Source organism: Salinimicrobium sp. 3283s (assembly GCF_039602225.1).
Classification (GTDB): domain Bacteria; phylum Bacteroidota; class Bacteroidia; order Flavobacteriales; family Flavobacteriaceae; genus Salinimicrobium; species Salinimicrobium profundisediminis.
This window is the reverse complement of sequence record NZ_CP143631.1, coordinates 3,567,532-3,591,988: the sequence shown is the minus strand read 5'-3', so window position 1 is coordinate 3,591,988 and position 24,457 is coordinate 3,567,532. Positions and strand designations below refer to the sequence as shown.

The window sequence follows — 24,457 nt, the reverse complement described above, 5'->3', positions numbered from 1 at the left end:
ATCATTTTAGATACTATTTCTCACATAAAAATAAATAAGGCCCGTAACTATGGACAGGGAAAAGCTTAGCAGGGTGCCAATAAGTACGTATTCGGTAAGTTTCCTGTCTTTAGCACGGGTAAGGTCGCTAAAACGTAAAATTGATTTGGCTGCAATGAGCCAGCCAATTGCCGGCCATTGCTGGATGACGATAAATGTAAAGACCAGCAGGCGTTCAAGTATTCCAATATATTTACCGGCCTGGGGCAGGGATTCATTTTCTTTGTCTTCAGGCAAAACCCAGCGATTCATTAACAGCCTCATTATGATTGCAGCCACGGGACCAAGAAATACTATGCAGGTAATGAAAAGCAGTACCACAGGCTGAAGGAATTCCCCCGGTTCTATGGTAAATGCGTGGTAGCTGTAGGTTACTGCAGCAATAACCAAAATATGTGCTACCTGATCAAAAATGAACAGTTTTCCTTTGTGGTAATGCTCCTCAAGATGTAGCTTAAGCAGGTCTATAAAATAGTGAGTGACCACAATTATAAGCATGCCCAGCCAATAAGTGAAGTTGAAGCCCAGCAGCGCCAGCATTACAAAGAAGTGAATGGCAATATGAGCGTAGAGTAGAGGAGAACGATGTTTTTTTTGCCTTTTTTGAGCCACCCAGCTGTCAGGTTGTAACAGGAAATCACCCAGGAGGTGAGCCAAAAGCAATTTTAAAGCAAGTGCTGTCATGGGCGATCAAATTTTTTACGATAAAAGTTTTCAAGCTGCATTATTTCGTCAAACCCACCCCGTTTCAAGGCTTCACTTAAACTACTTTGGGATTTGTTTAATTGTTGAGCCAATTCCGTCTGACTCTTTTCCGGGAATTTAAGAAAAACAGTAATGGTTTTGGCTACAGTAGCACTCCAGTTGTTCATAGTGAGCAGGGCCAGGGAAAAGAGCAGGTTGAAAGTTTCGTCTTTTTCCTGATCTCCTGTACGAATTCCCAGATGTTGCTTTTTTAGATTTTCAAAGCATTCTCCCGAACGAATAAATGCTGAGCCGTTAGATTCACTAATTTTCCTGGCCTTATACTCCTGCTCTCCAATTCCAATTGCCATTCTTACATCAAGCCCCGAAAGTTGCTTAATTCCCGCTTTGATCTGGAAAGCAGCATAAAGGGCTTCTTCAGGATCTAAAATAAGTTGGAAACTATCGCCTCTGGTAATTTCCCATTCCTGAGGTTCCTGGCCGTACTGCTCCAGTATTTCCTTAAGAACAGGAAGCCAGTGTGCTGCCGGCTCGGCTCTTGAATTTACAATATCTCCTGTGATTACTGCTTTCATAGTTTAAATATCGGGTTAATATCCGATATATGCAAATATAGGCTTATAACCCGATAATTTATATTATCGGAATTAAAGCCGATAATATTACTGAGAGTTGGAGGCTCAAAAAAAGCTATAGTTTTAAAGATCAGATGATCCATATATCACTTGAATTACTATTTTTAACGAAATTTTATAATTTACACTTGTGAAATCACTTTACGCCTTTTGCCTTCTATTTGTTCTTGCTTTTTTACCTGCTACTTCGCGTCCCATTGACGGGGAATTGGTAATTCGGCTTCAGGAGGATGAAAAATTGACTGGTACTTTTTCAGGAGACATTGATCAGCAGACTTCTGTGCATCTTTTGTTTTTGAAGAACAAGAAAGATGATCATTATATAGTTAAACCTTTTTTTATAGATGCCCACAGAAACATCACTGCATTAGAGACCTCGGTTTTTAAAGAAGAACCTTCTGTAGTTTCCTATCATTTAAAAGATGACATGCTCACGTTACTTCTTCAGCAGGGAAAAAGAAAAGAACAAAATCTGGAGATCCTGGAGTTTAATACTCTTAATGGCGATGTGCAGCAATTTACAGTGGCCAATTTCAAAGAACCTTACCTTCTTTTGAGAACCAAAGAGAAAACCTTTTTGCTGAACAAAGAGGATGACCAGGTTGAAGTAGTCACCATTTTGGGAGCCGGGGAACCACAAAAAACAACATTGAACCTTACTAACGTTTCAAAAGAGACCATAGAAAAATTATTTAAAGAGAAACCGGAAACCATTAATACGGAAGAATTTGTAGAACATGGTTCAATTTTACCCTCAAAACTTTACTATTCGGGTGATAAATTAGTTTTTGATTACAAATCTGAAGAGGAGTATTTCATTTTGACCGTTGACCCAGCCAGTGGAGCACATAATGTTTTTAGTACAGAGTTTAAAGATATTGAAAAGGTTAAGGAAGTGAATTCTTATATCTACCAGAACAAAGCTTTTCTTTTTATAAACAATAGAGAAGATTTGATCCTTAGAACATACGATATTGAAAGTCAGGAGTTATTGGGAGAATTAAAACTGCGGGAGGAATATATGACTAATGACGAACTACAAAAGGTGATTAAGAAGAGTTCCAGGAAGAATTTCAGCCTTACTGCAACTGTAAACGAGGGGTTGGAAAATACCCTGTTGATCAACCTTGATTGTGTAGCTACCTACGAGTATTTTTACCATTATAACTGGTGGTGGCACCACACCATGTTTCAAAATATGATGATGCAGCAAATGCAAATATCAAAACCAAATTTGCCTTTTGGTCCAAATGTAGGGGAAGATAACGACCTGTATTTTTATTATTCTTCCCGGCCTGTACAACTTGTAATGGATCAAAATCTAAAATTTATAAAGACTTCTGCTGGTACACCTGTGCGGCCACAGTTCAACAAGAGCAAGTACCTCGATATTTTCGAGAATAATGATATGGTAAAAGAGGAAACTATTTCTTTTACTTCAGGTTCTGTTAGAACAATATATTTTTCTGAAGTAACAAAAGCAGTACACCTTAAGATCTTTGACTAATATAAAAAGCGTCTGAAGGACACAAACACTTCTTCAGAAAGAAAATAAGAGTATTAAACTCCCTGATAGAAGCCCGGCTATAGTCGGGTTTTTTTATGCACAATTCTTTCGATCTATAGCTGGATTCCCGGGACTGTATGACAAATATCATTATTTAAGCCTTAGAGAGTGAGTATCTTTAATGTGCTGGTTAGTAAATGTTTTAAGCTGAAATGACGGAAACCAGTCACAGCTCTCTTTAGAAAGACCTGGAAGACTAAAAAATTTCAGAGTCTTTATAATAGTAAGTCAGGGAGCCTTCCAATTGCAAGTTCCAGAGGATTAATCCTCTTGATATAAAGCTTTAGTAGTTAATTTCTAAATCTACTGTTATGCAAATCAAAAAGAACCCAAAAGCAGATCTTGGAAGAAGGAGCATGATTTTTTTCCAGGTGGGACTTATAATAATGCTCGGCCTCACTTATTATGGTTTGGAATGGAGATCTTATGGCAGTGAAGATGTTGACCTTCAGGAAGTGCAGGTGACCGATTTTGACCAGGAAGATATTCCAATTACACAACTCAACACCCCTCCACCGCCTCCGCCACCTCCACCCCCGCCAATGCCCGAAGTGATAGAAGTTGTAGAAGACAAAATGGAGGTTGAGGAAACAGAGATACGCTCTACCGAAACCAGCCAGGAAGATAAGATAGAGAAGATCATTGAGGTAGAAGAAGTGGCCTATGAAGAGGAGGAAGAAGAGATTGAAAAAGTGCCTTTTATGGTCGTTCAACAAATACCAACTTACCCGGGTTGTGAAGGTATTAAGAACAAGGATGAGCAGAAAAAGTGTATGTCTCAAAAGATCGATGCCCATGTAAGGAAGCATTTCAATGTACGTATTAGTGAAGAACTGGGGCTCACCGGCATGAACAGGATCTATGTTGTCTTTAAGATCAATGAAAAAGGAGATGTTGCCGATATTAGGGCACGAGGGCCCAATAAGAGGCTGGAAGAGGAAGCAGCACGTGTTGTGAGGTTGTTACCCAAAATGATTCCCGGCAGGCAAAGAGAAAAGCCGGTATCAGTAGAATACTCCCTGCCAATAATGTACGAAGTACGGGACCAAATTTAAATCTAAATAATATGACCAAAAAACCCCTTCAAGGTTCTCACTTTGAAGGGGTTTTATATTAACAGCAATGATTACAGCTAATTTGGCTGAACATCAACGCGAGATTAAAACCTGTTAAATTGCAGCTTTCTTTTCTTCTTTTTTATAGGCATCTGAATGAACATTGGCAACAGCTCTTCCCGATGGATCGTTCATATTCCTGAATGATTCATCCCACTCTAAAGCTGTAGGCGTACTACAGGCTACAGATGGTACCGATGGGACCGAGAGGGCAGCGGCATCACTCGGGAAATGTTCAGTAAAAATTGAGCGGTAAAAGAACTCTTCCTTGCTCTTTGGCGGTTGAACCGGGAACCTGAAATGCGCATTCTTAAGTTGCTCATCACTTACTTGTGTATTCACCATTTCCTTAAGCGTATCTATCCAGCTGTACCCAACTCCGTCAGAGAATTGTTCTTTTTGCCTCCAGGCCACACTTTCGGGAAGATAGTCTTCAAAAGCTTTTCGCAGCACCCATTTTTCCATGCGTTCACCATTGATCATTTTGTCCTGAGGGTTAATGCGCATGGCAACATCCATAAATTCTTTATCCAGGAAGGGTACTCTCCCTTCAATACCCCAGGCACAAAGCGATTTATTGACCCTAAGACAATCGTACTGGTGTAGTTTATCCAGTTTTCTCACGGTTTCTTCATGAAACTCTTTGGCATTGGGAGCCTTGTGAAAATACAGGTAACCCCCAAAAATCTCGTCTGCACCTTCTCCCGAAAGCACCATCTTAATCCCCATGGCTTTGATAGCCCTGGCCATTAGATACATAGGCGTGGAAGCCCTTATCGTGGTCACATCATAAGTTTCCAGTTGATAAACCACGTCTTTAATGGCATCAATACCTTCCTGAATGGTAAATTCTATTTCGTGGTGAACCGTATCCAGGTGCTCTGCTACTTTTTTGGCCGCAGCAAGATCGGGTGAACCTTCAAGACCAATGGCGAAGGAGTGAAGTCGTGGCCACCAGGCAGCATCGGCATCGTCACTCTCAATTCGTTTATCTGAATATTTTTTTGCTAAGGCTGAAGTGATCGATGAATCAAGCCCCCCGGAAAGAAGCACCCCGTAAGGAACATCACTCATCAATTGCCGGTGTACGGCAGCCTCAAGGGCCTTCCGCAGTTCAGCGATGCTGGTTTCGTTGTTCTTTACGTTCTCATAATCCATCCAGTCTCTTTGATACCAGCGTTGAAAACCTTCTTCTTCACTTGATAAATAATGTCCCGGAGGAAATAATTCTATCTTGGTGCAATGGCCTTCCAGCGCCTTTAGTTCTGAAGCCACGTAAAAGGTTCCGTTGGCATCCCAACCTATGTAAAGAGGGATAATCCCCATGTGGTCGCGTGCAATTAAGTACTCATCTCTCTCGGCATCATAAATAGCAAAGCCGAAGATCCCATTCATTTCGTCAAGGAACTTTGCACCTTTATCCCGGTAAAGCGGAAGGATCACTTCACAATCAGATTCTGTCTGGAAATTATAAGTTCCTTCAAACTGCTTACGCAGTTCCCGGTGATTATAAATTTCACCATTGGCAGCAAGCACCAGATTTTGGTCTTCACTTATTAAAGGTTGTTTTCCAGAAGTAGGATCAACTATAGCCAGTCTTTCATGGGCCAAAATAGCTTTTTCGTTACTGTAGATCCCGCTCCAATCGGGCCCGCGGTGACGCAGGCATTTCGCCATACTTAAAAGGCGGGGCCTTAAAGATTCAGAAGATTCTTTTAATTCGAAAGCACATACAATTCCACACACAATAATCTAATTTTAAATTTGTATACGATGAGTCACAAATATCTAATAAAAATTTAGTAAGACTAATATTTAGAACAATAATTTTCTTTGAATTAGTTAAAATTGTTATGGAAAAACCAAATTATTACTGAAGAAAGAAACTCTAAAATGCCATTTTTGAGGGGGCTAACCTGAAGGAGATTAGGTGAATTAAAACCAGGAGTAAATTTGAGTGTTCGGGTAGCCCGAATCTTAAACACAAATTCTGAAAATATATAGAAATATTCATTGTGTTGAAGTTCAGGTGTTAAAGAAATAGTTTTTCAATTTGTGAATATCTATTACTGAATTCTTTTAGGAACACCTGTCTAAAATGATATTTTTGGCACCCTAAAAAAATGAACTATGAGCGTTATTTGGTATGAATGTAAGGTGAAATACAGAAAAACACATGAGACGGGAGAGCAGAAGGTAACAACCGATACTTACCTGCTTGATGCGGTATCTTATACAGAGGCCGAATCTCGAATCACAGAGGAGATGAAAACCTTTACCAACGAAGACTTTAGGATCATGAACATCAAAGTGGCGAATTTTTCGGAAGTTCATCCTTTTGAAAATTCCGACAGATGGTTCAAATCAAAAGTTTCCCTGATAGCACTTGATGAAGAGAGCGGTAAAGAAAGAAAAACGAATATTTACCTGCTTGTCCAGGCCAACGATATTAAAGAGGCTTTTGAGAACACTACTACTGCAATGGCCGATACTATGGGAGATTACACCATTCCCGCAATTACCGAATCTCCCATCTTAGATGTTTTCCCATACTTTACAGGAGAAGAAGAGCAGTTAGAAAAATTTGGCGTTGTTGAGACATCAAATACTTCGGAAGACGATTTTGCCGAAGAAATTTCAGAAGAAGTTTCAGAAGAATCAGAAGCGGTTTAACTTCAGTCATAACAGGCTTCCAAAAATGGCAAAAATACCTCCTCTTTCAGGAGGTATTTTTATTTCAGAAGTAATGTAGCTCAGGGTTAGGATTTTTCAGAAGAAAGAGAAAACGGGTACGCGATAGGATTTTTTCCGTTCTTATGGATTTTTTCCTACAATTTTAAAAATAATTGCTACTTTTACTTTTTTGAAATTCATGAAAGAGCAGTTATTTGCAGTTACTGATGTCGAAACAACAGGAGGCGGGATTAATGGAAACCGCCTTACAGAAATTTGCGTGGTGCTGCTTCGCGGTTCTAAAATTGTCGACAAGTTTACCAGCCTTATCAATCCCGAAAAAGAAATTCCGCGCCACATCACCGGTTTAACCGGAATAGACAATGCTATGGTTGCCGATGCTCCAAAATTTCATGAAGTAGCTAAAAAGATTGAAGAGATTACCCGAGATGCCATTTTTGTAGCGCATAATGTGAATTTTGATTACAATGTACTTCGCAATGAATTTAAGGAGCTGGGATTTGATTACACTCGTAGAAAACTCTGTACTGTTCGCCTTGCCCGCAAACTTATGCCGGGGTTATTTTCCTACAGCCTGGGGAGGTTGTGCGATTCTATTAATATTCCTATTTCCAATCGCCACAGGGCCGAAGGGGATACCGATGCCACAGTGATTCTTTTTCAACGCCTGCTGTCGTTAGATGATGATTATAAGGTGATCAATTCTTTTTTGCATGTACGTTCGCGACAGGCCACTTTACCGCCACATCTTGATGCCGAAGAAATTCACAGTCTTCCCGAAAGTCCGGGGGTCTATTTGTTCAAAGACCGGCAGCAAAAAGTGATCTATGCCGGGAAAGCTATTGACATTAAGAAAAGGGTGATCTCCCATTTCTACGATCGTATGAGCAAGGAATATGAACTGGGGCAGGAAACTTATTCTATTGACTACGAAACTACTGGGAATGAGCTGATGGCTTTGCTGTTGGAAGCAGAATGCATTAGAAAGTATTATCCCAAATTTAACCGGGCGCAAAAAAGGCCGGGGCCGGTATTTCAAATTGTAAGCTATACTAACCAACGCGGTATTTTGCAGCTGGCTATAGAAAAGACCAGCAAGCGTAGGAAATCTATAGGCACTTTTTATAGTCGTAGCCTGGCGCAGGAAAAACTAGAATATTTATGTCGTGAGTTTAAACTCTGCCCAAAGTACTGCAGCCTTCAGGCTAATGTAGAACAGTGTAGGCATTATGAAATAGTGAGTTGTGAAGGTATATGCACCGGGGAAGAGGAGATTGAATCGTACAATAATAAGGTAACGGCAGCTATTGGTTCCCTTACAGAAGAATCTTCCACATTTGTGATAAGGGAAAAAGGAAGGCACTATGAAGAGGAGGCATTTATATTGGTAAAGGCAGGAAAATATTCGGGTTACGGCTTTATAGATGCTGACACGGCAATAAGTGGCCCCGATGATCTTGAGCCTTTTTTGAAGCCACAGCCGGCCACGTATCACACCAACAAGATCCTGAGCAATTACATGCGGAAGCAGGGAAAACCCAACGTGGTATTTTTTAAAACTTCTGAAGAAGCTTCAGAATTTAAACCGGAAGTAAGAACCAGAAAAAATGCCAGGATCATGGCTACTCACGGCACACTTTCGCTTTTTGAATAATGAAATAATCAGTTGAAAATTTGCCATTTTTGACACTCCTGTTGAAGTAAGTCCTTTCAGAAGAGTGTATAAAAAACTAAAAGTTACCGAATTGCTTCAGTAACTTTTAGAACAGGAGGGCTAGATCTTGAATTAAATAATTTAAGCGGCTTGTTTCTTCACCGGTAGTTCACGGGTTAACCAGCCTCTTCTATTAGCTGTGGCCATGGCATAAGGGGTGATCCAGAACAATCCGAAAGTATAAAAGATACTGTACGAATAGGCCCAAAAAGCTTCAGCAATATTGTATTTCTTCGCATAAAAGAAAGCCGGCAGACTGGAGAAAATTAAGATACTTAAGAGGGTAGAACTAATGAACAACACCGGGTGCAGCACCAGTAACACGATCATGATAAAGAATAACGGATAGGCGGTTAACATGTGCATCCATTGGTTAAGAAGTAAAAGTCGGGTACCCAGTTTTGATCCATTCCGGAAAGGTTTAAATGCAAACTTGGTCATCATAAGGTTTTCCCGCACGTTGCTTCGTTCCCAGCGGGTAAACATCTTGTGCAGACTGCTGAATTTTTCAGGAATGTTGGTAAGAACATAAGCGTTTCGCTGGAACAGAACGTGATAACCCTGCTTAAGGATCATGTTTGTCATGGCCCTGTCTTCACCAATATCTGTAGGTTGCCCCATGAACTTTTGGTTGATCCATTCGGGAAGACAGTTCATTACGGCTTTGCTTCTATAGGCTGCAAGAGCACCGGGAGTACATAGTACCGATCCCAAAACACTTTGTGCCGAACGTATAAATTCAAAACTGAAAACAAAACTCACGTTCAGCATACGTGGGATGATGGCTTTTTGATTGTTGAGTACACGAACATTTCCTGCAACTGCCCCGCAGTCTTTATTGATGACGAATGGGGAGACCAGGTTGCGAAGCGTATCTTTTTCAACTATAGAATCACTGTCTACCGTGACAAACACCTCGCCTGTGGCAAGATTAAATCCGCGGTAAAGCGCATGTCTTTTTCCCTGGTTGGTAGGTTGTTGATAGATATCAACGCTCTCTCCCAGCAATTCTTTTGCTTTCTTCATCCATTCCCAGGTGTCGTCTTTACTGCCGTCGTCAATGGCGATTAGCTGTAGTTTTTCTTCGGGATAAAGGCTATTGGTTAAACTCACCAGGGTGTCATACACCTGCCTGCCTTCATTATATGCGGGTACAATAACAGTACAGGCCGGCAATTCTTCATCGGTCACCGAATCAACAGGTTTATACCGAAAGAATAAACTCCCAACGTAAGCAAGGAAACCCATCCTGAAAAGTAACAGGAAACCCGATACAAACAGGAGGATCATACCGCCAATGGTATTCATTCTTCCAAGGTTCATTTGCTCAAACTGCGGCTGAAGCAGATATACAGTTAAGGCTCCTCCAAGTAATAACAGGAATGTACCCGCTAAAGTGAACAGGTGCCTTTTGGTAAAAGATGCCTTTTGGTAATTTTCCGGGACCTGTTGGGTTGCTGTAGCATCTTGCTGCGTAGCTTTAGTAACATCAGGTTTTCTAAAAGAAGCGGATGAAGTTAATTTTAAGTCTCTTGAAATCATATAGAATTATGTACTTATTTCTGTTTAAACTTTCTTGTAAGAGATGGTTTTCTCCGGGAAAGGAAGTACCAATTCACATACCAAATCTAAACAGGTGATAATGAAGGGGGATTTTGCAGTAACTGGGGAAAATAAGTGGGAGCAGGTGAGAAAGTTGTGGATTAAATCCACAATAATCTGTTTTAAAACCCGCAAAGAAAGGTAGGAGTTCAACAATAAATATAGGAATAGTTAGAAATGGGATTTATTGTTGACACAACTTGTACTGCAGTAAAATAAGAAAAAAACCCTCAGCAATTTTGCTAAGGGTTTTTTCTCCATTCTTGTTACGAGTAAAAACCGGTAGATCTAAACAAATGTTCTTTCCCCCCAGAATAACATTTGACAAGCCGAAGTTAATCAACTCTTTCACCTCCCAATCTTAACTCAATAGAATTTCTGATGAAGCTAAGATAAAGAGGAATAATATCTTTTGAAATACCTATTTATAGGTATTTTTTATGCACTTCTTCAGAAGGTGTTGATTGCTTTTTTATAGTAGAGCCTGAACCTATTGAAAGCACTTACAAAATAGTTTTATCAAGACTGATGGCTTCAAAAGTTTACTTCCAAAAATGCTATTTTTGACACCTCTTTTATTTATGTGAGAAAATCTTCAAGAGGAATTCAGAGGTTAGAAATCTTCCTTAAAAATTCATAAAGAATTAAACCTTCGTAAATCAACGTGAGACAAACGCTTCAATTTCAGTAAAATAAACTAGGAAACTTTTTTTGTTTTTTAGTTTATTTTGGCCTTATCTTTGCTTCGCTTTATACGATTAAAGAAATTAAAACAAGAGTGAAATGAAGAAATTACTATTAGGCTTGCTTTTTACTACCGGCTTCGCCTTTGCTCAAGATCCTGTAGAACTGGATCTAAATGAGGCCGTAAGCTACGCCCTGGAGCATAAAGCTGAAGCTGAAAAGGCACGGTTAGACATAAAAAGTGCCGATGCAAAGATTGCCGAGGTGAGAGCCAGTGCGTTGCCAAACCTTTCGGCAAGTGCAAACACCACTTATAATCCCCTTTTACAGGAGAACGTTTTGCCGGGAGAGATCTTTGGGATGCCGGGCGAAGATATCGCGGTAGCTTTTGGAAAGGAATGGACCTCAAATGCCACAGCACAGTTAACACAAACCCTTTTTAATCAGCAGGTATTTACCGGTCTAAAAGCGGCAAAATCTACCAAAGAATTTTATCAGCTTAATGCTCAACTCACCAATGAAGAGATCATTGAGCGGGTAGCAAATGCTTATTACCAGGTATACCAGGCACAGCAAATGCTGGAAAATTTACAAAGTAACCTGGAGCTTACAGAACAGACTGTAGAAATTGTACAGGGTTTATTTGAAAACGGCCTGGCGAAGAAAATTGATTATGATCGTACCAAAGTGGCACTAAATAACCTGATTGCCAACAGGCAACAGGTGCTTAACTCTGTAGCCCTTAGCGAGAATGCTTTGAAGTTCATGATAGGTATGCCTATTGGGCAGGAAATTAGACTTCCGGAGCGGACTTTTGATCCGGTCATTTTGCCTGAAATCAATCCTCAAATGGTTGAACGAACCGAAGTACAGCTTTTAAATAAACAACTGGAACTACTTAACTGGCAGAAGAAAGCCAGTATTGCTGAGTATTATCCTTCTCTGGCATTAGTGGCCAACTACGGATGGCTGGGACAGGGAGATGTTATTCCTGTTGGAAACGGTGAGGATAAAGGTGTTTACTGGTCCGATATGTCGGCTATAGGGGTTAATCTAAGTATCCCCATCTTTAATGGAGGGGCAACCAAAGCAAGAGTAAAACAAAACCAGTTTGAGATTGAAAAAGCCCGTGAAGACCTTGAAGATACCAAACTTGCAATGGAGCTGGCCCATGCCAATGCGGTAGCTCAATTAGAGAACAATTTACTCACTATTCAAACTCAGGAAGATAACGTTGAGCTGGCCCGTGAGGTATTTGAAGATACGCAAAACAACTACGGTCTTGGTCTTGCCAGTCTTAATGACATGCTTGACGCCGAAAGAGATTTAGCTGAAGCGAAGAATAACCTTACCAACGCCCGACTTGATTACAAACTTGCCGAAGTGCAGTTATTGAGATCACAGGGACAATTAGAAACACTTACCAATAATACTTTATAAAATGAAAAAGAAATCCATCATAACAATAGTAGCGCTTGTAGGAGTTGCTGTAGCTTTCTTTCTAATCCTTCAGAATAACAAAAGCAAAAACGAAGCAGAATTAGAGATTGTAGCTCAAAAGAATACTGAAGTTTCAGTAAGAACTGCAAATGTGACAAGTGAAAATATAAGTGGACAGTTCACCGTAAACGGAACTTTTGAGCCTGAAACCCGGGCGAATATTTCCGCAGAAATGGGTGGTCAAATTGTTGAGATCTATGTAGAAGAGGGAAGTGAAGTGAAAAAAGGGCAGGTTGTTGCCAAACTTTCGGGAGATAAGATCAATGTAAACGTCAATAATGCAAAAGCAAATCTTGACAATGCAGAATCTACTTTGAGTAGATATGAAGCAGCTTTTCAAACCGGAGGTGTAACCGCCGTTCAGCTTGACCAGGCACGTTTACAGGTGCAAAATGCAAGAGCACAATATAAATCGGCTCAACTTAGCTCGGGAGATACCAATGTGCGTTCAAAAATAAGCGGTATTGTAAACAAGAAGATGGTAGAAGAGGGAATGGTAGTTGGTGCCGGTACGCCAATCATCGAGGTGGTAAATATCTCTTCGCTTGAACTTAGGGTTGAAGTAGATGAAGCTTTGGTAAGCCGTGTCCAAATTGGTGACACCGTGAATGTGGTGCCAAGTGTAACAAAAGATACCATTAAAGGAAAGATAAGCTTTATAGCTCCTGCTTCAAACGGAGCCTTGAAATTTCCTGTAGAGATCACAGTTGAGAATGAGAATGGGCAAAGAAAAGCAGGGATGTATGCTACTGCGGTTTTCAATGAAACTGGAAATGACAATGTACTTACTATTCCAAGAGAAGCCTTTGTGGGTAGTGTAAGCGATAACAAGATTTTTGTGGTAGAGAACGGAACTGCACAACTCAAGGAGATACAGACAGGGATTAACTACGGAGATAAAGTGCAGGTTACTGCCGGACTTAATGAAGGAGATGTAGTGGTGACCAGCGGACAAATTAACCTTACCGACAATACTGCGGTAAACATTCTAAAATAAGAGAAAATGAAATTAGCAGAAGTTTCTATTAAAAGGCCCAGCCTGGTGATTGTAATGCTTGCATTACTTATCATAGGAGGACTTTTTAGCTATAGTCAGCTCAACTATGAGTTGATCCCAAAATTTGAAGTGAAGGTGGTCACAGTGATGACCGTCTACCCCGGGGCATCGCCGGCCGAGGTGGAGAACACGGTTTCCCGAAAGATAGAAGACGCGGTTTCTTCCCTTGAGAACATCAAGAAGATCCAGACAAAATCTTTTGAAAGCTTGTCGGTAGTTACCATTCAGTTTAACAATGATGCCGATGTTGACTTTCTACTTAATGAAGCCCAGCGTAAGATCAACTCCATTAGGTCTGACCTGCCAGAGGATATTGACGAGCCATCGCTCTCCCAGTTCTCACTTTCAGACTTACCCGTGGTAAGCCTTGGGGTTACAGGTAACCTTTCAGAAAATGAGCTTTATGAGTTGATAGATCAAAAGATTGAGCCTGCTTTTTCAAGACTTTCGGGGGTAGCACAGGTGAACGTTGTTGGTGGCCAGGAAAGAGAGATTAGGGTAAATATTGACCCAAACAAACTTGAAGGTTACGGTCTTACCGTACCACAGGTACAACAAATTATTACAGCTTCCAACCTTGACTTTCCTACAGGAAACCTTACTACCCGTGAAAATACCACGCTTATCAGGCTTTCAGGAAAAATCCAGTCGGTTGATGAGCTTAGAAATCTGGTAATTGCATCTCAGAATGGCCAGAACATTCGGTTAACAGATGTTGCTGAAGTTCAGGATACTCAAAAAGAAACAGAGAAAATTGCCAGGATTAACCGTCAAAGTACCATTTTACTACAGGTTCAGAAGCAAACAGATGCCAATGCGGTAACTGTAAGTGAACTTGTTCAGGAAAAAATGGCCGAATTAGAGCAACAGTATGCAGATCAAGGCATTGAACTTACCATGGCAAATGATACGTCTACCTTTACCCTTGCAGCAGCCGATTCGGTAATCAAAGACCTTTTGATCGCGGTAGGGCTTGTGGCCTTTGTAATGCTTTTCTTCCTGCATAGTTACAGGAATGCGCTTATCGTGATGGTGGCAATTCCAACCTCGCTTATCGCAACATTTATAGGAATGTTATTGCTTGGTTATAGTTTGAACCTCATGAGTTTACTTGCCCTTTCGTTGGTGGTAGGTATCCTGGTAGATGATGCGATTGTGGTGATTGAGAACATTCACCGCCACATGGAGATGGGTAAAAACAAAGTACGTGCGGCTTATGATGGAGCAAAAGAGATTGGGTTTACAGTAACTGCAATTACCCTGGTAATTGTGGTGGTGTTCCTGCCTATTGCCCTTAGTAGCGGACTTGTTGCCAACATTATTGCACAGTTTTGTGTGACGGTAATTATTGCCACCTTGTTGTCGTTACTGGTTTCATTTACCGTGGTGCCATGGCTTTTCTCCAGATATGGAAAACTGGAACTCATTAGTGGCGATTCTTTCTTCGGAAAAATCATTCACCATTTTGAGAAGGGGCTTACGTGGTTTACCGAAGAAGTTACCAAGATCCTTAACTGGTCTCTTGATAATAAAATTAAAACCTTCGTTATAGTGTTTGTGCTGTTTGTGAGCTCTATAACTTTAGTGGGTATGGGTTATATCGGGTCAGATTTCTTCCCGAGGACCGATAGAGGAGAATTCCTTGTACAGCTTGAAATAGACAAGGATGCTTCTATAGAGGAAACCAATTTTATTACCCAAAAAGCAGAAAATTATCTTGCACAGTTGCCCGAAGTTGAGCGTATGATCACTACTGTTGGGCAGTCAAGTAGTGGAGGAATGGGTGGTGCACAGGCTACCAATTACAAATCAGAAATCAACGTTACCCTTGTAGATAAATCTGAAAGAGATGATAAAACAAATGTCTATGCGGCTAAGCTAACCCGCGCCCTGGAGCAGGAATTGGTGGGCGCTAAGGTAACTACCGTACCTGTGGGCATAGTGGGGGCTGAAGAAGCACCATTGCAAATGACCGTTACCGGAAATTCTTTTGAAGATGCCATCACTTATGCTGAAGCTGCTGAAGAAATTCTGCGGAATATAGACGGGGCGACAGAAATTGAACTAAGTGTTGAAGAAGGTAACCCTGAAATTTCGGTAAATGTAGACCGTGATAAAATGGCATCTTTAGGACTTAATGTTGCCGTGGTGGGGCAAACCCTGCGTACTGCCTTCAGTGGAAATACCGATAATAAGTTCCGTACCGGAAGCACCGAGTATGACATTAACATCATTTTTGATGAGGCTTCAAGAAACAATATTGAAGATGTAAGGAATATTCAGTTTATAAACAATCAGGGGCAAAGAATCAACCTGTCTCAGTTTGCCGACATTACTTATGAATCTGGCCCTTCTTTGCTGGAGCGTTATGACCGTTCACCATCTGTGACCGTTAAGGCCCAGACTGTGGGTAAAACTACCGGTGCTGTAGCACAGGAATGGGAAGAGAAACTGGCCAGTGTAGAACAGCCTAAAGGAGTAGACTGGACCTGGGGAGGAAACATGGAAAACCAGAGTGAAGGTTTTGGAACGCTGGGTATTGCCCTTTTAGCTGCAATTATGCTGGTGTACATGATCATGGTGGTGTTGTATGATGACTTTGTGAAACCGTTTATTGTATTGTTCTCCATTCCGCTTTCGTTTATCGGGGCATTATGGGCACTTGCACTCACCAATAACAGTTTGAATATTTTTACCATTCTGGGAATCATTATGCTTATTGGATTGGTTGCCAAAAATGCCATTCTGTTAGTAGATTTTGCCAACCACAGGCTGGCACACGGTGAGAAAATACGCGATGCATTGATCCAGGCGAACCACGCCCGTTTACGCCCTATTTTGATGACTACCATTGCGATGGTCTTCGGGATGTTGCCAATCGCCCTTGCATCGGGTGCAGCGGCCGAGATGAGTAACGGTCTTGCAATTGTGATCATTGGGGGGCTTCTATCCTCTCTTTTCCTCACACTGGTTATTGTGCCGGTTGTGTTCATGATCTTTGTGAGACTGGAAGAGAAGTTCACTAAGAGCGAAAAGAATAATTATGAAGAGTTGATGGTGGCCGATTATGAGCACGTCGATCCTAAACATGAACTGGAGTTCTAAAAATGGCAAAAACTGGCTGCATTTTTTTGCGGTCAGTTTTTCTTTTTTCCTTCTGCTTTAAATTGAGAATTTTAGAAGGAGGAACTCATCAAAAATGAAAAACAGGAAATAATGGAAAAGGATATTGAATTTTTAGAGAAGGTTTCAGAACTTTTTCTGGAAAATGGTGCAAAATCCGTCACCATGGACGATATAGCCAGCGAATTTAAGATATCCAAGAAGACGCTGTATCAAATGTACAGGAACAAAGAAGCCCTTCTTGAAGAAGTGCTGGTCTATAAACTGGAAATTGTTATCTCCAAAATGCGGAATCTCGATGAGACCGTTGAAAATGCAGTAGAAAGAATGTTTTCCAGAGATAAAGGTATGATTAGGGCAGCAAAAACAAATAACTCCCTCATGCTACGGCAGCTTATAAAATACTACCCGCAGATCTTTAATAAGCATATGCTTAATTTTTCTGAAAAGCTTTCAGAAATCCTTATTCACAACATTGAAAGGGGCCGTAAGCAGGGGCTTTACAGAGAAGACTTTGATGCCGATTTATATTCAAAGCTCTTCTTTCAGTTAATTATGACTTATGATAATTCTCCCTTCTTGGATACTACCCATATCTCAAGGGAAAGGTATCACCAGGAAACTTTAAGCCTTTATATGAATGCCATTACAACTGAAAAAGGAAAAGAGGTACTGAAGAAAATGAAAGGCAGCTTCTGTTAAATGGCAAAAAACAAGATCATGCAAAAAATTCTATCTAAGCGACTTCAAATATGTTTTGCAGTCTTCTTCTTTTTGTCCTTTTACAATACTTCTCAGGCGCAACGTGTGACAAGAGAGCAGTTAAAGGATACACTTTTACCTTCATTTTCGGCCTATCGCGATAATTATTTTATTACGGGAGTACCCCTGCAAAATGATATTTCTAAGACCACGGCAGATGCGAAATACCAGATAAGTTTTAAACAATTGGTCACCAGGCACGTGCTTCCATTTCAAACCCAGTTGTTCTTGACCTACACCCAAAAATCTTTTTGGAATATCTATGAATTCTCCAGTCCTTTTCAAGATGTGAATTTTAATCCGGGTATTGGGTTGGCTTCAGGTATTTATAACAGGAACGACGAGTTGACGGGAATTGCCGAATTCAAACTTGAACACGAATCTAACGGCCGCGAAGGTGAAGCCTCAAGGAGTTGGAACAGTATTATCCTCACCTACAACGCCCGCCTTAACAATAAGACTATTTTGACCCTGAGAGGCTGGCTCCCTTTTGGCTACAGTGATAACCGCGACCTCATAGATTATATAGGATATGGCGAAGCCAATTTGTCTTATGACCTGGCTCCAAAATGGAACCTGGAAGTATCTGCCCGAAAAGGTGCCCAGTGGGACTGGAAAGGTAATATAAGGTCAAGGGTCTTCTACAGGATATCAAAAAGTACCAATCAACACCTCATGCTGGAGTGGTATGTAGGTAATGCCGAAAGCTTAATTGATTACCACGAATATGAGAATATGATTAGGATTGGCTATGCCATAAAATCCCCCGACCTAAACTTGCTGAGAGGCAAGAAGACCAAACCGATTTATGAGTAATTCTGAATCCGGACAACAAAATGACTTTTTAGCGCTTTTTTCTTCAGAAAGAAGCAGCATTAACCCCCGAATAAGAATAATATGAATTCATTCCCTAAACTACTCCAATACCAGGAAGTTTTATCAATCTGGGCTGGATCAAAAATAAAGACAAACGAAGACTTTGAAACTTATTGTGACTGTGATTTTGATTTTATTGAAATCCTTCTTCTTTTTGAGAGCAGGTTTTCCTTGAATCTTTTGGAAAGTACGGTTGTACGTCAAGACTTTCAAACGGTCAGTAATTTCTTGGTATGGCTAACACGGCAGCCAGGAGCTGCCGGATCATATATTCCTTTTCAAACCCATGAGCCTGAAATATGGCATGTTTCCGAAGTTTTGTAGGATGGGAGGATTGGATAAGTTCTGCAGGATCTGAAATATATATAATGTTTATCTGAGGAGATATATTTTAGAGAAAACTTGGAGAAAGCCCGGGATCAATTTCCGGGCTTTTTATATTAGTAATGATTTCTGAAGGTGTTGATTTAGCATAGCAGAAACTAAACTTGACAACATTAACCATGCAAATTGAGATTAAATTCTTACTAAGACAAAAAAGTGTGTAATTTTGTTTTTGTGCGCAATGTGGGCAATTTGTAGGCTATATAAAGATCATCACAGTTCCAAGTTATAGCTCAGCCCGCAACAGATGCAGGCACTTTATACTCCATTTAAAAACTACTTCAAGACAGGTAAATGAAGCAATTTTCTTTAATCCTGATACTCTTCTTACTTAGTGTGGCAGCTTCTTCACAGGAAGTAATTGATCGTTACGGTGCGCTAATTCGTTCTAATGTTAGTGAAGCCAATGTTTATTTGATTTTTACAGGACATGAGCATTATGAGGGCTTTGAACATGTGCTGGAGGTGCTGAAAAAGGAGGAAATACAGGCTTCCTTTTTTCTCACCGGAGATTTTATAAGACAGCACCGTGAGCTGGTAAAAGAGATTGCCGCAGCAGGTCATTTTGTGGGGGCGCACTCCAACAGGCATCTTCTATATAACGATTGGACCAAGAGGGATAGCTTACTTTATTCACCTGCTACAATTAAAAAAGACATCATAGATAATCTGAAAGAACTCGAAAGCATAGATATTTATCCTGAAGTTTTTATGCCTCCTTATGAATGGTACAACCAGGAAGTGGTGGAGATCGCTGCGGAAGCAGGCCAGCGCACTATAAATTTTAGCCCCGGAATACGAACCAATGCCGATTATACAAGTCCCGATATGGCCAACTATCTCTCCAGCCAAGAAATTTTGAAGAATCTGTATCATTACGAACAGGAACATGGCTTAAACGGATTTCATATCCTTATTCACCCCGGAACCAGTCCGCTTAGAAAAGATAAACTTTACCTGAACCTCGATTCAATTATCAGTGAATTAAAAGAAAGAGGTTATCATTTCTTCAGGTTTATGTAAGGCAACAAAAAAGGACGTACTGTAAATTCCTTACTTTTCCTAAAACTATACTTCTTTGCAACTGGGTAGAGTAGCAGGATCTTCCCGAAGAAACAGCTGGGAAAAATGTAGTTCCAAAATGCCATTTTTGGAAGGAAAGTTCTACTTTACTTTCTGAAAATCAGTTTTTTAAAACTTGTAGGTAATAGTCTTGATGGTAGACGTATTTCCAGGCTTTACTTTTTTATAAGGTATATTTTATGAATCTGCTCTCTTTCTTTTAACAGTCTTTTTATCAAATTGTAGATAGCTTATTTTAATTTCAGAATTAAACCTAATCAACAAAATTTATGAAAGATAATAAGAAAGAGACTTCAAAAAAAATTGAAGACTTAAAGAAGAACACCTCTAATCCAAAGGGGAAAACAATGACCACCAATCAGGGTTTAAAGGTAAATGACACCAACAATTCTTTAAAAGCTGGAGCACGTGGTGCATCATTATTAGAAGATTTTATTCTAAGGGAGAAAATTACTCATTTTGACCACGAGCGCATTCCCGAGAGAATTGTACATGCCCGCGGAAGTGGCGCTCACGGATATTTTGAGCTTTATGAGAGTCAGGAGAAATATACCAAAGCAGGCATATTTACTGACACTTCAAGAAAAACGCCGGTATTTGTGAGGTTTTCAACGGTTGCCGGTTCTAAAGGATCGGCCGATCTTGCCCGTGACGTGAGGGGTTTTGCTACCAAGTTCTATACCGATGAAGGGGTGTTTGACCTGGTAGGGAACAACATGCCCATCTTTTTTATTCAGGATGCCATGAAGTTTCCCGATTTGATCCATTCGGTGAAACCTGAACCCGACAGGGAAATTCCGCAGGCAGCTTCGGCGCATGACACTTTTTATGATTTCGTTTCTCATACTCCCGAAACCCTGCACAATCAAATCTGGTTGATGAGCGACAGGGCGATCCCGAGAAGTTTCAGGATGATGGAAGGTTTTGGGATTCATACCTTCAGGTTAATAAATGCAGAAGGAAAATCCCATTTTGTGAAGTTCCACTGGAAACCATTACTCGGAGTAAAATCGGTGACCTGGGATGAAGCGGTGAAAATTCACGGTGCCGACTCAGATTTTCACAGGAGAGACCTGTGGGATGCCATAGAAGCCGGCCAGTACCCGGAGTGGGAATTAGGATTTCAAATAGTTCCCGAAGAAGACGAACATAAATTTGATTTTGACCTTTTAGACCCTACAAAACTGATTCCGGAAGAAATGGTACCGGTACAGCGGATTGGGAAAATGACACTTAACCGCAATCCCGATAACTTCTTTGCAGAAACTGAACAGGTGGCATTCCACCCGGGGCATGTAGTGCCGGGAATTGATTTTACAAACGATCCTTTGCTGCAGGGAAGGTTATTTTCTTACACCGATACCCAACTTTCAAGGCTGGGCAGCCCAAATTTTAATGAAATTCCAATTAATCGTCCCGTCAACGAAATTCATAACAATCAGCGGGATGCCCATATGCGTATGACGGTGAATAAGGGTAAGACAGCTTATTTCCCAAATTCAATTGGCGGCGGTTGCCCTCACCTGGCAAAAATAGCCGAAGGTGGGTTTAGCCATTATGAGGAGCGAATTGATGCCAAAAAAGTTAGGGAACGAAGTGAGAGCTTCAATGACCATTTTTCGCAGCCTGCGTTGTTTTACCGCAGTTTAACCCAGCATGAGCAGGAGCATGTGGTACAGGCTTATTCTTTTGAACTGGGCAAATGTACTTATGATCATATTAAGGAGCGAATGCTGTACATACTGGCCCAAATTGATGAAACCCTGGCATCAAAGGTGGCTTCAAATCTGGGAATGGAAATTCCTTCAGAAATTGAACGACCGCTAAACCAGGCTATAGGAGCCGATGCAGATGTTGAAAAACAACAGCCGGGGCCTAAAAAGAACTATCTCGATAAATCTGAAGCTTTGAGTCAGGAGTTTTTGCCTTCCGAAGGAATAGCTACACGAAAAATTGCCGTTTTGGCAGGCGATGGCTTTAGTGAAAGTGACTACAACAAGATGAAGAAACCCCTGGAAGAAGCTGGAGCCATGGTGCAGATTGTGGGCACCCACGGCGGCAGCATTACCTGTGACAAAGGTGATTCTCACAAAGTTGCTCATGCACTTATGACCACAGAAAGTGTGGTGTTTGATGCACTTTACATTCCCGGTGGCAAAAAGAGTATTGATGCCCTCATGAAACAGGCAAAAGCCAAAAAGTTCATCAATGAAACTTTGAAGCACTGCAAGGCTATCGCTTTAGATTCTGAAGCTGAAAAGCTCTTTGATGCAACCTATGGTAAAGATTTTAAAGGTGATGAAGCGGTGATTATAAATGGAAAACCGCAGAAATTTATCGATGCCATTAGCAAACACCGTAACTGGAAGAGGGAAAAAGCAGCCATGGAAATTCCTGCTTAAAATCCTGAACACTTAATCAAAAAAGGGTTTAACTTAAACAGGTTAAACCCTTTTTTGATTAAGTTATTTCCTTTTGCTATTGAGGTATTTTCTTACAGGGATATCATAGGCCACCATGGCAATGTAAGCCACTCCAATCAATAAAATGGTACCTAAAGAGATGATGAGAAAGGTCTGGGTTTCTCCCGGCTGGTAGTTGGTGTAATAGTTCCCAAACATCCAGATGACTGCGTAATGCGTCATGTATAGCGGATAGGAAATATCTCCCGAAAATTTGCAAAATCTTTTTAACCTTCTTGAAAGGCTAGAACCTGCACCAAGCGAAATAAGTAACGGGAAATAGAAAAGCACAATCGCCGTTTCTATCATCCAATTCATTTCAAAGTAAGGCATAACAAAAGCCAGGGATAATAGTAAAGCCAGGAAAATAAAACCAATCTGATTTTTTATCACCCAGTTGTAACGGAAGATTAATAGCCCCATCGAAAAAGAGTAGGAGATTCGCGCACAGCCATCCCAAAAATTCTCTCCCGTCCATCCTCCTAATAAGTTACCTGCGCTATAACTTACATAGCCAAGAGCTATGGCTGCCAGCAGGGTTACTACAAGCAAGTAGCGGCGGCTTAACCTGTAAAGAACCAAAGCGTATACAATATTGGCCACATATTCCCAGAACAAAGACCAGGAAGGGGCATTAAGCCCAAAAAGATTAAACGCCCTGTCTTCCATGACCGGAAGAGGAATAAGAAAAATAGAACATAAAAAGATAAGAATAATCCTTCCGGTGCCATAACCTTGTGCATCAAGGGCAAAAGGATCAAAAAGAAGTGCCAGGAGCCCCAATACCGAACCCAGGATGATTAGAGGGTGCAGGCGGATCAATCTTGACTTGAAAAATTCCCAGGTCCCAATTTTTTGAATGCGGTCATCATAGGCATATCCAATTACAAATCCCGATAAACAGAAAAAGAAATCGACTGCCAGGAAACCATGACCAATAAAATTCTTGCTAAAATCGGGATATACCCATTCCATAAAGTGAAATATTACAACTGCCAGTGCCGCTACACCTCTTAGCCCGTCGAGTATTAAAAAGTGCTTTTTTGATTTAAGATTTTTGGTCGTGGGTGAGGAGAGAGGAGGGGACGAAATTTTAAACATTACTAAACAGGTAGGTTTGGTAGATTACTTTAGAAATTAGATAAAAGTTAAAGTTAGGATAAATTATTTTTATTTTAAGCTTACTTAAATAAATAATTTATGAAAGTCTTAGAAGATAGGATACAAATTGGTTAAATGCAATGAGATGAAAAGTTATTTATTAACGCCTCTAGCAGAATTGGCCAAAAGCTTTAAAGTGCTAATAGTTGGTTCTGGTTTTGTACCACATCGTTCACAAATACAAAAAGGGGTCAAACCAACAGGTTTGATCCCTTTTTTCCTTTAAACTCAATTTCAAATAATTTTTAAACAATGGCAGGGAATGTGAGCAGGGGAGATGGGCTGCATGACTGCATTCTTTTAATCCTGTCCCTTACAATTCCTCTTTTGAAGAGGTTCATATTCCTTTTTTCGGGCATTAGAACAATATCGGGTTCTTCTTTTTCTATGGCTTTGCGAAGAGTATCAAAAACTTCCGAAGAATAGAGTGTTCTGTAGGAAATTTTTGGATAAGGAATTTCCTGTTCCACTTTTTCCTGGAAATCCTGAAGCTTTTGACGTGCCTCATCTTCTTTGCGGTGGGTAATGTGAACAACTTCAATACTGGCCTCTAGAGATTGGGCCATAGGGATCAATTCTTTGAGATAAATAAGTTCCTGATCGTCTAAAGTGCTGGCAAAAAGGATCTTTTGAGGCTGTTTAAAACGGTATTGTGGCGGTACAGCCAACACAGGCAAAGAAGATTTTCCAATCATTTCGCTGGTCGTGGTACCCACGAGCTTATCCTTTAGTTTACTGGCGCCACAAGCCCCCATAACGATCACCCTTACCTGAAGGTCTTTGGTGAATTTCAGGATCTCTTCGGCTATGCTGGAGCCAGAAACCACTGCGGGAGAGATGTTTTGGGGCTGATAATTTTCTTTTAGATGTAGCTTGCAAAAATCCTGAAGCTCTTTTTGGTGGTCTTTTAAAAAATCCCCTTTTGGTCTCTCTACTTCATAAGAAGGATAAACATGAAGAGCAATAAGGTCGTCTCCCATGATTCGGGCGAGTTCAGCTGCATATTTTAGCGCAGCCACAGAGTTGCTCGAAAAATCGGTTGCGTAGATTATCTTTTTCATGATTTTGAATTTACCTGTTTAAAGGTAAGACCATAGATACCAATAAAGTATGATTATTATCAGGTTGTAAAAATATAGTTGCTTTCCAGATTAGGTTCCAAAAATGCCCTTTTTGAAGATCATTTATTTCTGCTGAAAAAACTGAACTTTTTTCTTAATTTCCGAAGCTGTTTGTATGCTGAAACTGACTTAAAAATATTCTTCGGAAGCACTTCTGCTGAAAAAATCTTCTA

18 protein-coding genes are annotated in these 24,457 nt (G+C 40.6%); 12 read left to right on the top strand and 6 right to left on the bottom strand.

Annotation, left to right across the window (positions count from 1 at the left end; translation table 11 throughout):
- Positions 1-6: 6 nt before the first annotated feature.
- Positions 7-723, bottom strand: coding sequence for a DUF3307 domain-containing protein (locus VS868_RS15915; RefSeq protein WP_266068937.1), 717 nt, complete (start codon positions 721-723; stop codon positions 7-9).
- A complete protein-coding gene (locus VS868_RS15910; RefSeq protein WP_266068938.1) occupies positions 720-1,319 on the bottom strand; it encodes a SatD family protein in 600 nt (199 codons plus the stop codon). The genes VS868_RS15915 and VS868_RS15910 overlap by 4 nt, the downstream gene beginning before the upstream one ends.
- 190 nt (positions 1,320-1,509) lie before the next feature.
- Between VS868_RS15910 and VS868_RS15905 the strand changes: the two genes are divergently transcribed.
- Both VS868_RS15905 and VS868_RS15900 read left to right on the top strand, forming a co-directional pair.
- Positions 1,510-2,886, top strand: a complete 1,377-nt coding sequence (locus VS868_RS15905) for a hypothetical protein (RefSeq protein ID WP_345598685.1) — start codon at positions 1,510-1,512, stop codon at positions 2,884-2,886.
- A 371-nt stretch (positions 2,887-3,257) separates the two neighbouring features.
- Positions 3,258-4,001 (top strand): energy transducer TonB, encoded by a 744-nt coding sequence (locus VS868_RS15900; protein WP_345598683.1) that lies wholly within the window; start codon positions 3,258-3,260, stop codon positions 3,999-4,001.
- A gap of 114 nt (positions 4,002-4,115) precedes the next feature.
- On the opposite strand, the gene asnB is transcribed toward VS868_RS15900, so the two are convergent.
- Positions 4,116-5,807, bottom strand: coding sequence for an asparagine synthase B (gene asnB / locus VS868_RS15895; protein ID WP_345598682.1), 1,692 nt, complete (start codon positions 5,805-5,807; stop codon positions 4,116-4,118).
- 384 nt (positions 5,808-6,191) lie between these two features.
- Here asnB and VS868_RS15890 point away from each other — a divergent pair, with 384 nt between their 5' ends.
- Complete coding sequence (locus VS868_RS15890; protein WP_345598681.1) at positions 6,192-6,734, top strand: DUF4494 domain-containing protein; 543 nt, start codon at positions 6,192-6,194, stop codon at positions 6,732-6,734.
- A 199-nt stretch (positions 6,735-6,933) separates the two neighbouring features.
- Positions 6,934-8,409 (top strand): exonuclease domain-containing protein, encoded by a 1,476-nt coding sequence (locus VS868_RS15885; protein WP_345598680.1) that lies wholly within the window; start codon positions 6,934-6,936, stop codon positions 8,407-8,409.
- 141 nt (positions 8,410-8,550) lie between these two features.
- Here the strand turns inward: VS868_RS15885 and VS868_RS15880 are convergent, their stop codons facing one another.
- Positions 8,551-10,011 carry a glycosyltransferase gene (locus tag VS868_RS15880; protein WP_345598679.1) on the bottom strand — a complete coding sequence of 487 codons (1,461 nt, stop codon included), beginning with the start codon at positions 10,009-10,011 and terminating at the stop codon, positions 8,551-8,553.
- Between the two features lie 843 nt (positions 10,012-10,854).
- Here VS868_RS15880 and VS868_RS15875 point away from each other — a divergent pair.
- The 7 genes from VS868_RS15875 to VS868_RS15845 all read left to right on the top strand — a co-directional run bounded on the left by VS868_RS15875 (position 10,855) and on the right by VS868_RS15845 (position 21,942).
- Positions 10,855-12,195 (top strand): TolC family protein, encoded by a 1,341-nt coding sequence (locus VS868_RS15875; protein ID WP_345598678.1) that lies wholly within the window; start codon positions 10,855-10,857, stop codon positions 12,193-12,195.
- 1 nt (position 12,196) lies between these two features.
- Positions 12,197-13,252, top strand: a complete 1,056-nt coding sequence (locus VS868_RS15870; RefSeq protein WP_345598677.1) for an efflux RND transporter periplasmic adaptor subunit — start codon at positions 12,197-12,199, stop codon at positions 13,250-13,252.
- 6 nt (positions 13,253-13,258) lie between these two features.
- Complete coding sequence (locus tag VS868_RS15865; RefSeq protein WP_345598676.1) at positions 13,259-16,417, top strand: efflux RND transporter permease subunit; 3,159 nt, start codon at positions 13,259-13,261, stop codon at positions 16,415-16,417.
- A 111-nt stretch (positions 16,418-16,528) separates the two neighbouring features.
- Complete coding sequence (locus VS868_RS15860) at positions 16,529-17,137, top strand: TetR/AcrR family transcriptional regulator (RefSeq protein WP_345598675.1); 609 nt, start codon at positions 16,529-16,531, stop codon at positions 17,135-17,137.
- An 18-nt stretch (positions 17,138-17,155) separates the two neighbouring features.
- A complete protein-coding gene (locus VS868_RS15855) occupies positions 17,156-18,013 on the top strand; it encodes a phospholipase A (RefSeq protein WP_345598674.1) in 858 nt (285 codons plus the stop codon).
- Positions 18,014-18,751: 738 nt separating this feature from the next.
- Positions 18,752-19,480, top strand: a complete 729-nt coding sequence (locus VS868_RS15850) for a polysaccharide deacetylase family protein (RefSeq protein ID WP_345598673.1) — start codon at positions 18,752-18,754, stop codon at positions 19,478-19,480.
- Positions 19,481-19,809: 329 nt separating this feature from the next.
- Complete coding sequence (locus VS868_RS15845; protein WP_345598672.1) at positions 19,810-21,942, top strand: catalase; 2,133 nt, start codon at positions 19,810-19,812, stop codon at positions 21,940-21,942.
- 63 nt (positions 21,943-22,005) lie between these two features.
- Here the strand turns inward: VS868_RS15845 and VS868_RS15840 are convergent, their stop codons facing one another.
- Positions 22,006-23,103 carry an acyltransferase gene (locus VS868_RS15840; protein WP_345598671.1) on the bottom strand — a complete coding sequence of 366 codons (1,098 nt, stop codon included), beginning with the start codon at positions 23,101-23,103 and terminating at the stop codon, positions 22,006-22,008.
- Positions 23,104-23,248: 145 nt separating this feature from the next.
- On the opposite strand from VS868_RS15840, the gene VS868_RS15835 reads away from it, so the two are divergent.
- A complete protein-coding gene (locus VS868_RS15835) occupies positions 23,249-23,389 on the top strand; it encodes a hypothetical protein (protein ID WP_345598670.1) in 141 nt (46 codons plus the stop codon).
- A gap of 19 nt (positions 23,390-23,408) precedes the next feature.
- Here VS868_RS15835 and VS868_RS15830 read toward each other — a convergent pair whose 3' ends face one another.
- Positions 23,409-24,224: a universal stress protein gene (locus VS868_RS15830; protein ID WP_345598668.1), complete on the bottom strand. Its 816-nt coding sequence runs from the start codon at positions 24,222-24,224 to the stop codon at positions 23,409-23,411.
- Between the last annotated feature and the right edge of the window lie 233 nt (positions 24,225-24,457).

Coding starts and splice junctions, on each gene's coding strand:
- VS868_RS15915 (WP_266068937.1), bottom strand. CDS start 723: ATGACAGCACTTGCTTTAAAATTGCTTTTGGCTCACCTCCTGGGTGAT.
- VS868_RS15910 (WP_266068938.1), bottom strand. CDS start 1,319: ATGAAAGCAGTAATCACAGGAGATATTGTAAATTCAAGAGCCGAGCCG.
- VS868_RS15900 (WP_345598683.1), top strand. CDS start 3,258: ATGCAAATCAAAAAGAACCCAAAAGCAGATCTTGGAAGAAGGAGCATG.
- VS868_RS15890 (WP_345598681.1), top strand. CDS start 6,192: ATGAGCGTTATTTGGTATGAATGTAAGGTGAAATACAGAAAAACACAT.
- VS868_RS15885 (WP_345598680.1), top strand. CDS start 6,934: ATGAAAGAGCAGTTATTTGCAGTTACTGATGTCGAAACAACAGGAGGC.
- VS868_RS15880 (WP_345598679.1), bottom strand. CDS start 10,011: ATGATTTCAAGAGACTTAAAATTAACTTCATCCGCTTCTTTTAGAAAA.
- VS868_RS15875 (WP_345598678.1), top strand. CDS start 10,855: ATGAAGAAATTACTATTAGGCTTGCTTTTTACTACCGGCTTCGCCTTT.
- VS868_RS15870 (WP_345598677.1), top strand. CDS start 12,197: ATGAAAAAGAAATCCATCATAACAATAGTAGCGCTTGTAGGAGTTGCT.
- VS868_RS15865 (WP_345598676.1), top strand. CDS start 13,259: ATGAAATTAGCAGAAGTTTCTATTAAAAGGCCCAGCCTGGTGATTGTA.
- VS868_RS15860 (WP_345598675.1), top strand. CDS start 16,529: ATGGAAAAGGATATTGAATTTTTAGAGAAGGTTTCAGAACTTTTTCTG.
- VS868_RS15855 (WP_345598674.1), top strand. CDS start 17,156: ATGCAAAAAATTCTATCTAAGCGACTTCAAATATGTTTTGCAGTCTTC.
- VS868_RS15850 (WP_345598673.1), top strand. CDS start 18,752: ATGAAGCAATTTTCTTTAATCCTGATACTCTTCTTACTTAGTGTGGCA.
- VS868_RS15845 (WP_345598672.1), top strand. CDS start 19,810: ATGAAAGATAATAAGAAAGAGACTTCAAAAAAAATTGAAGACTTAAAG.
- VS868_RS15840 (WP_345598671.1), bottom strand. CDS start 23,103: ATGTTTAAAATTTCGTCCCCTCCTCTCTCCTCACCCACGACCAAAAAT.
- VS868_RS15835 (WP_345598670.1), top strand. CDS start 23,249: ATGAAAAGTTATTTATTAACGCCTCTAGCAGAATTGGCCAAAAGCTTT.
- VS868_RS15830 (WP_345598668.1), bottom strand. CDS start 24,224: ATGAAAAAGATAATCTACGCAACCGATTTTTCGAGCAACTCTGTGGCT.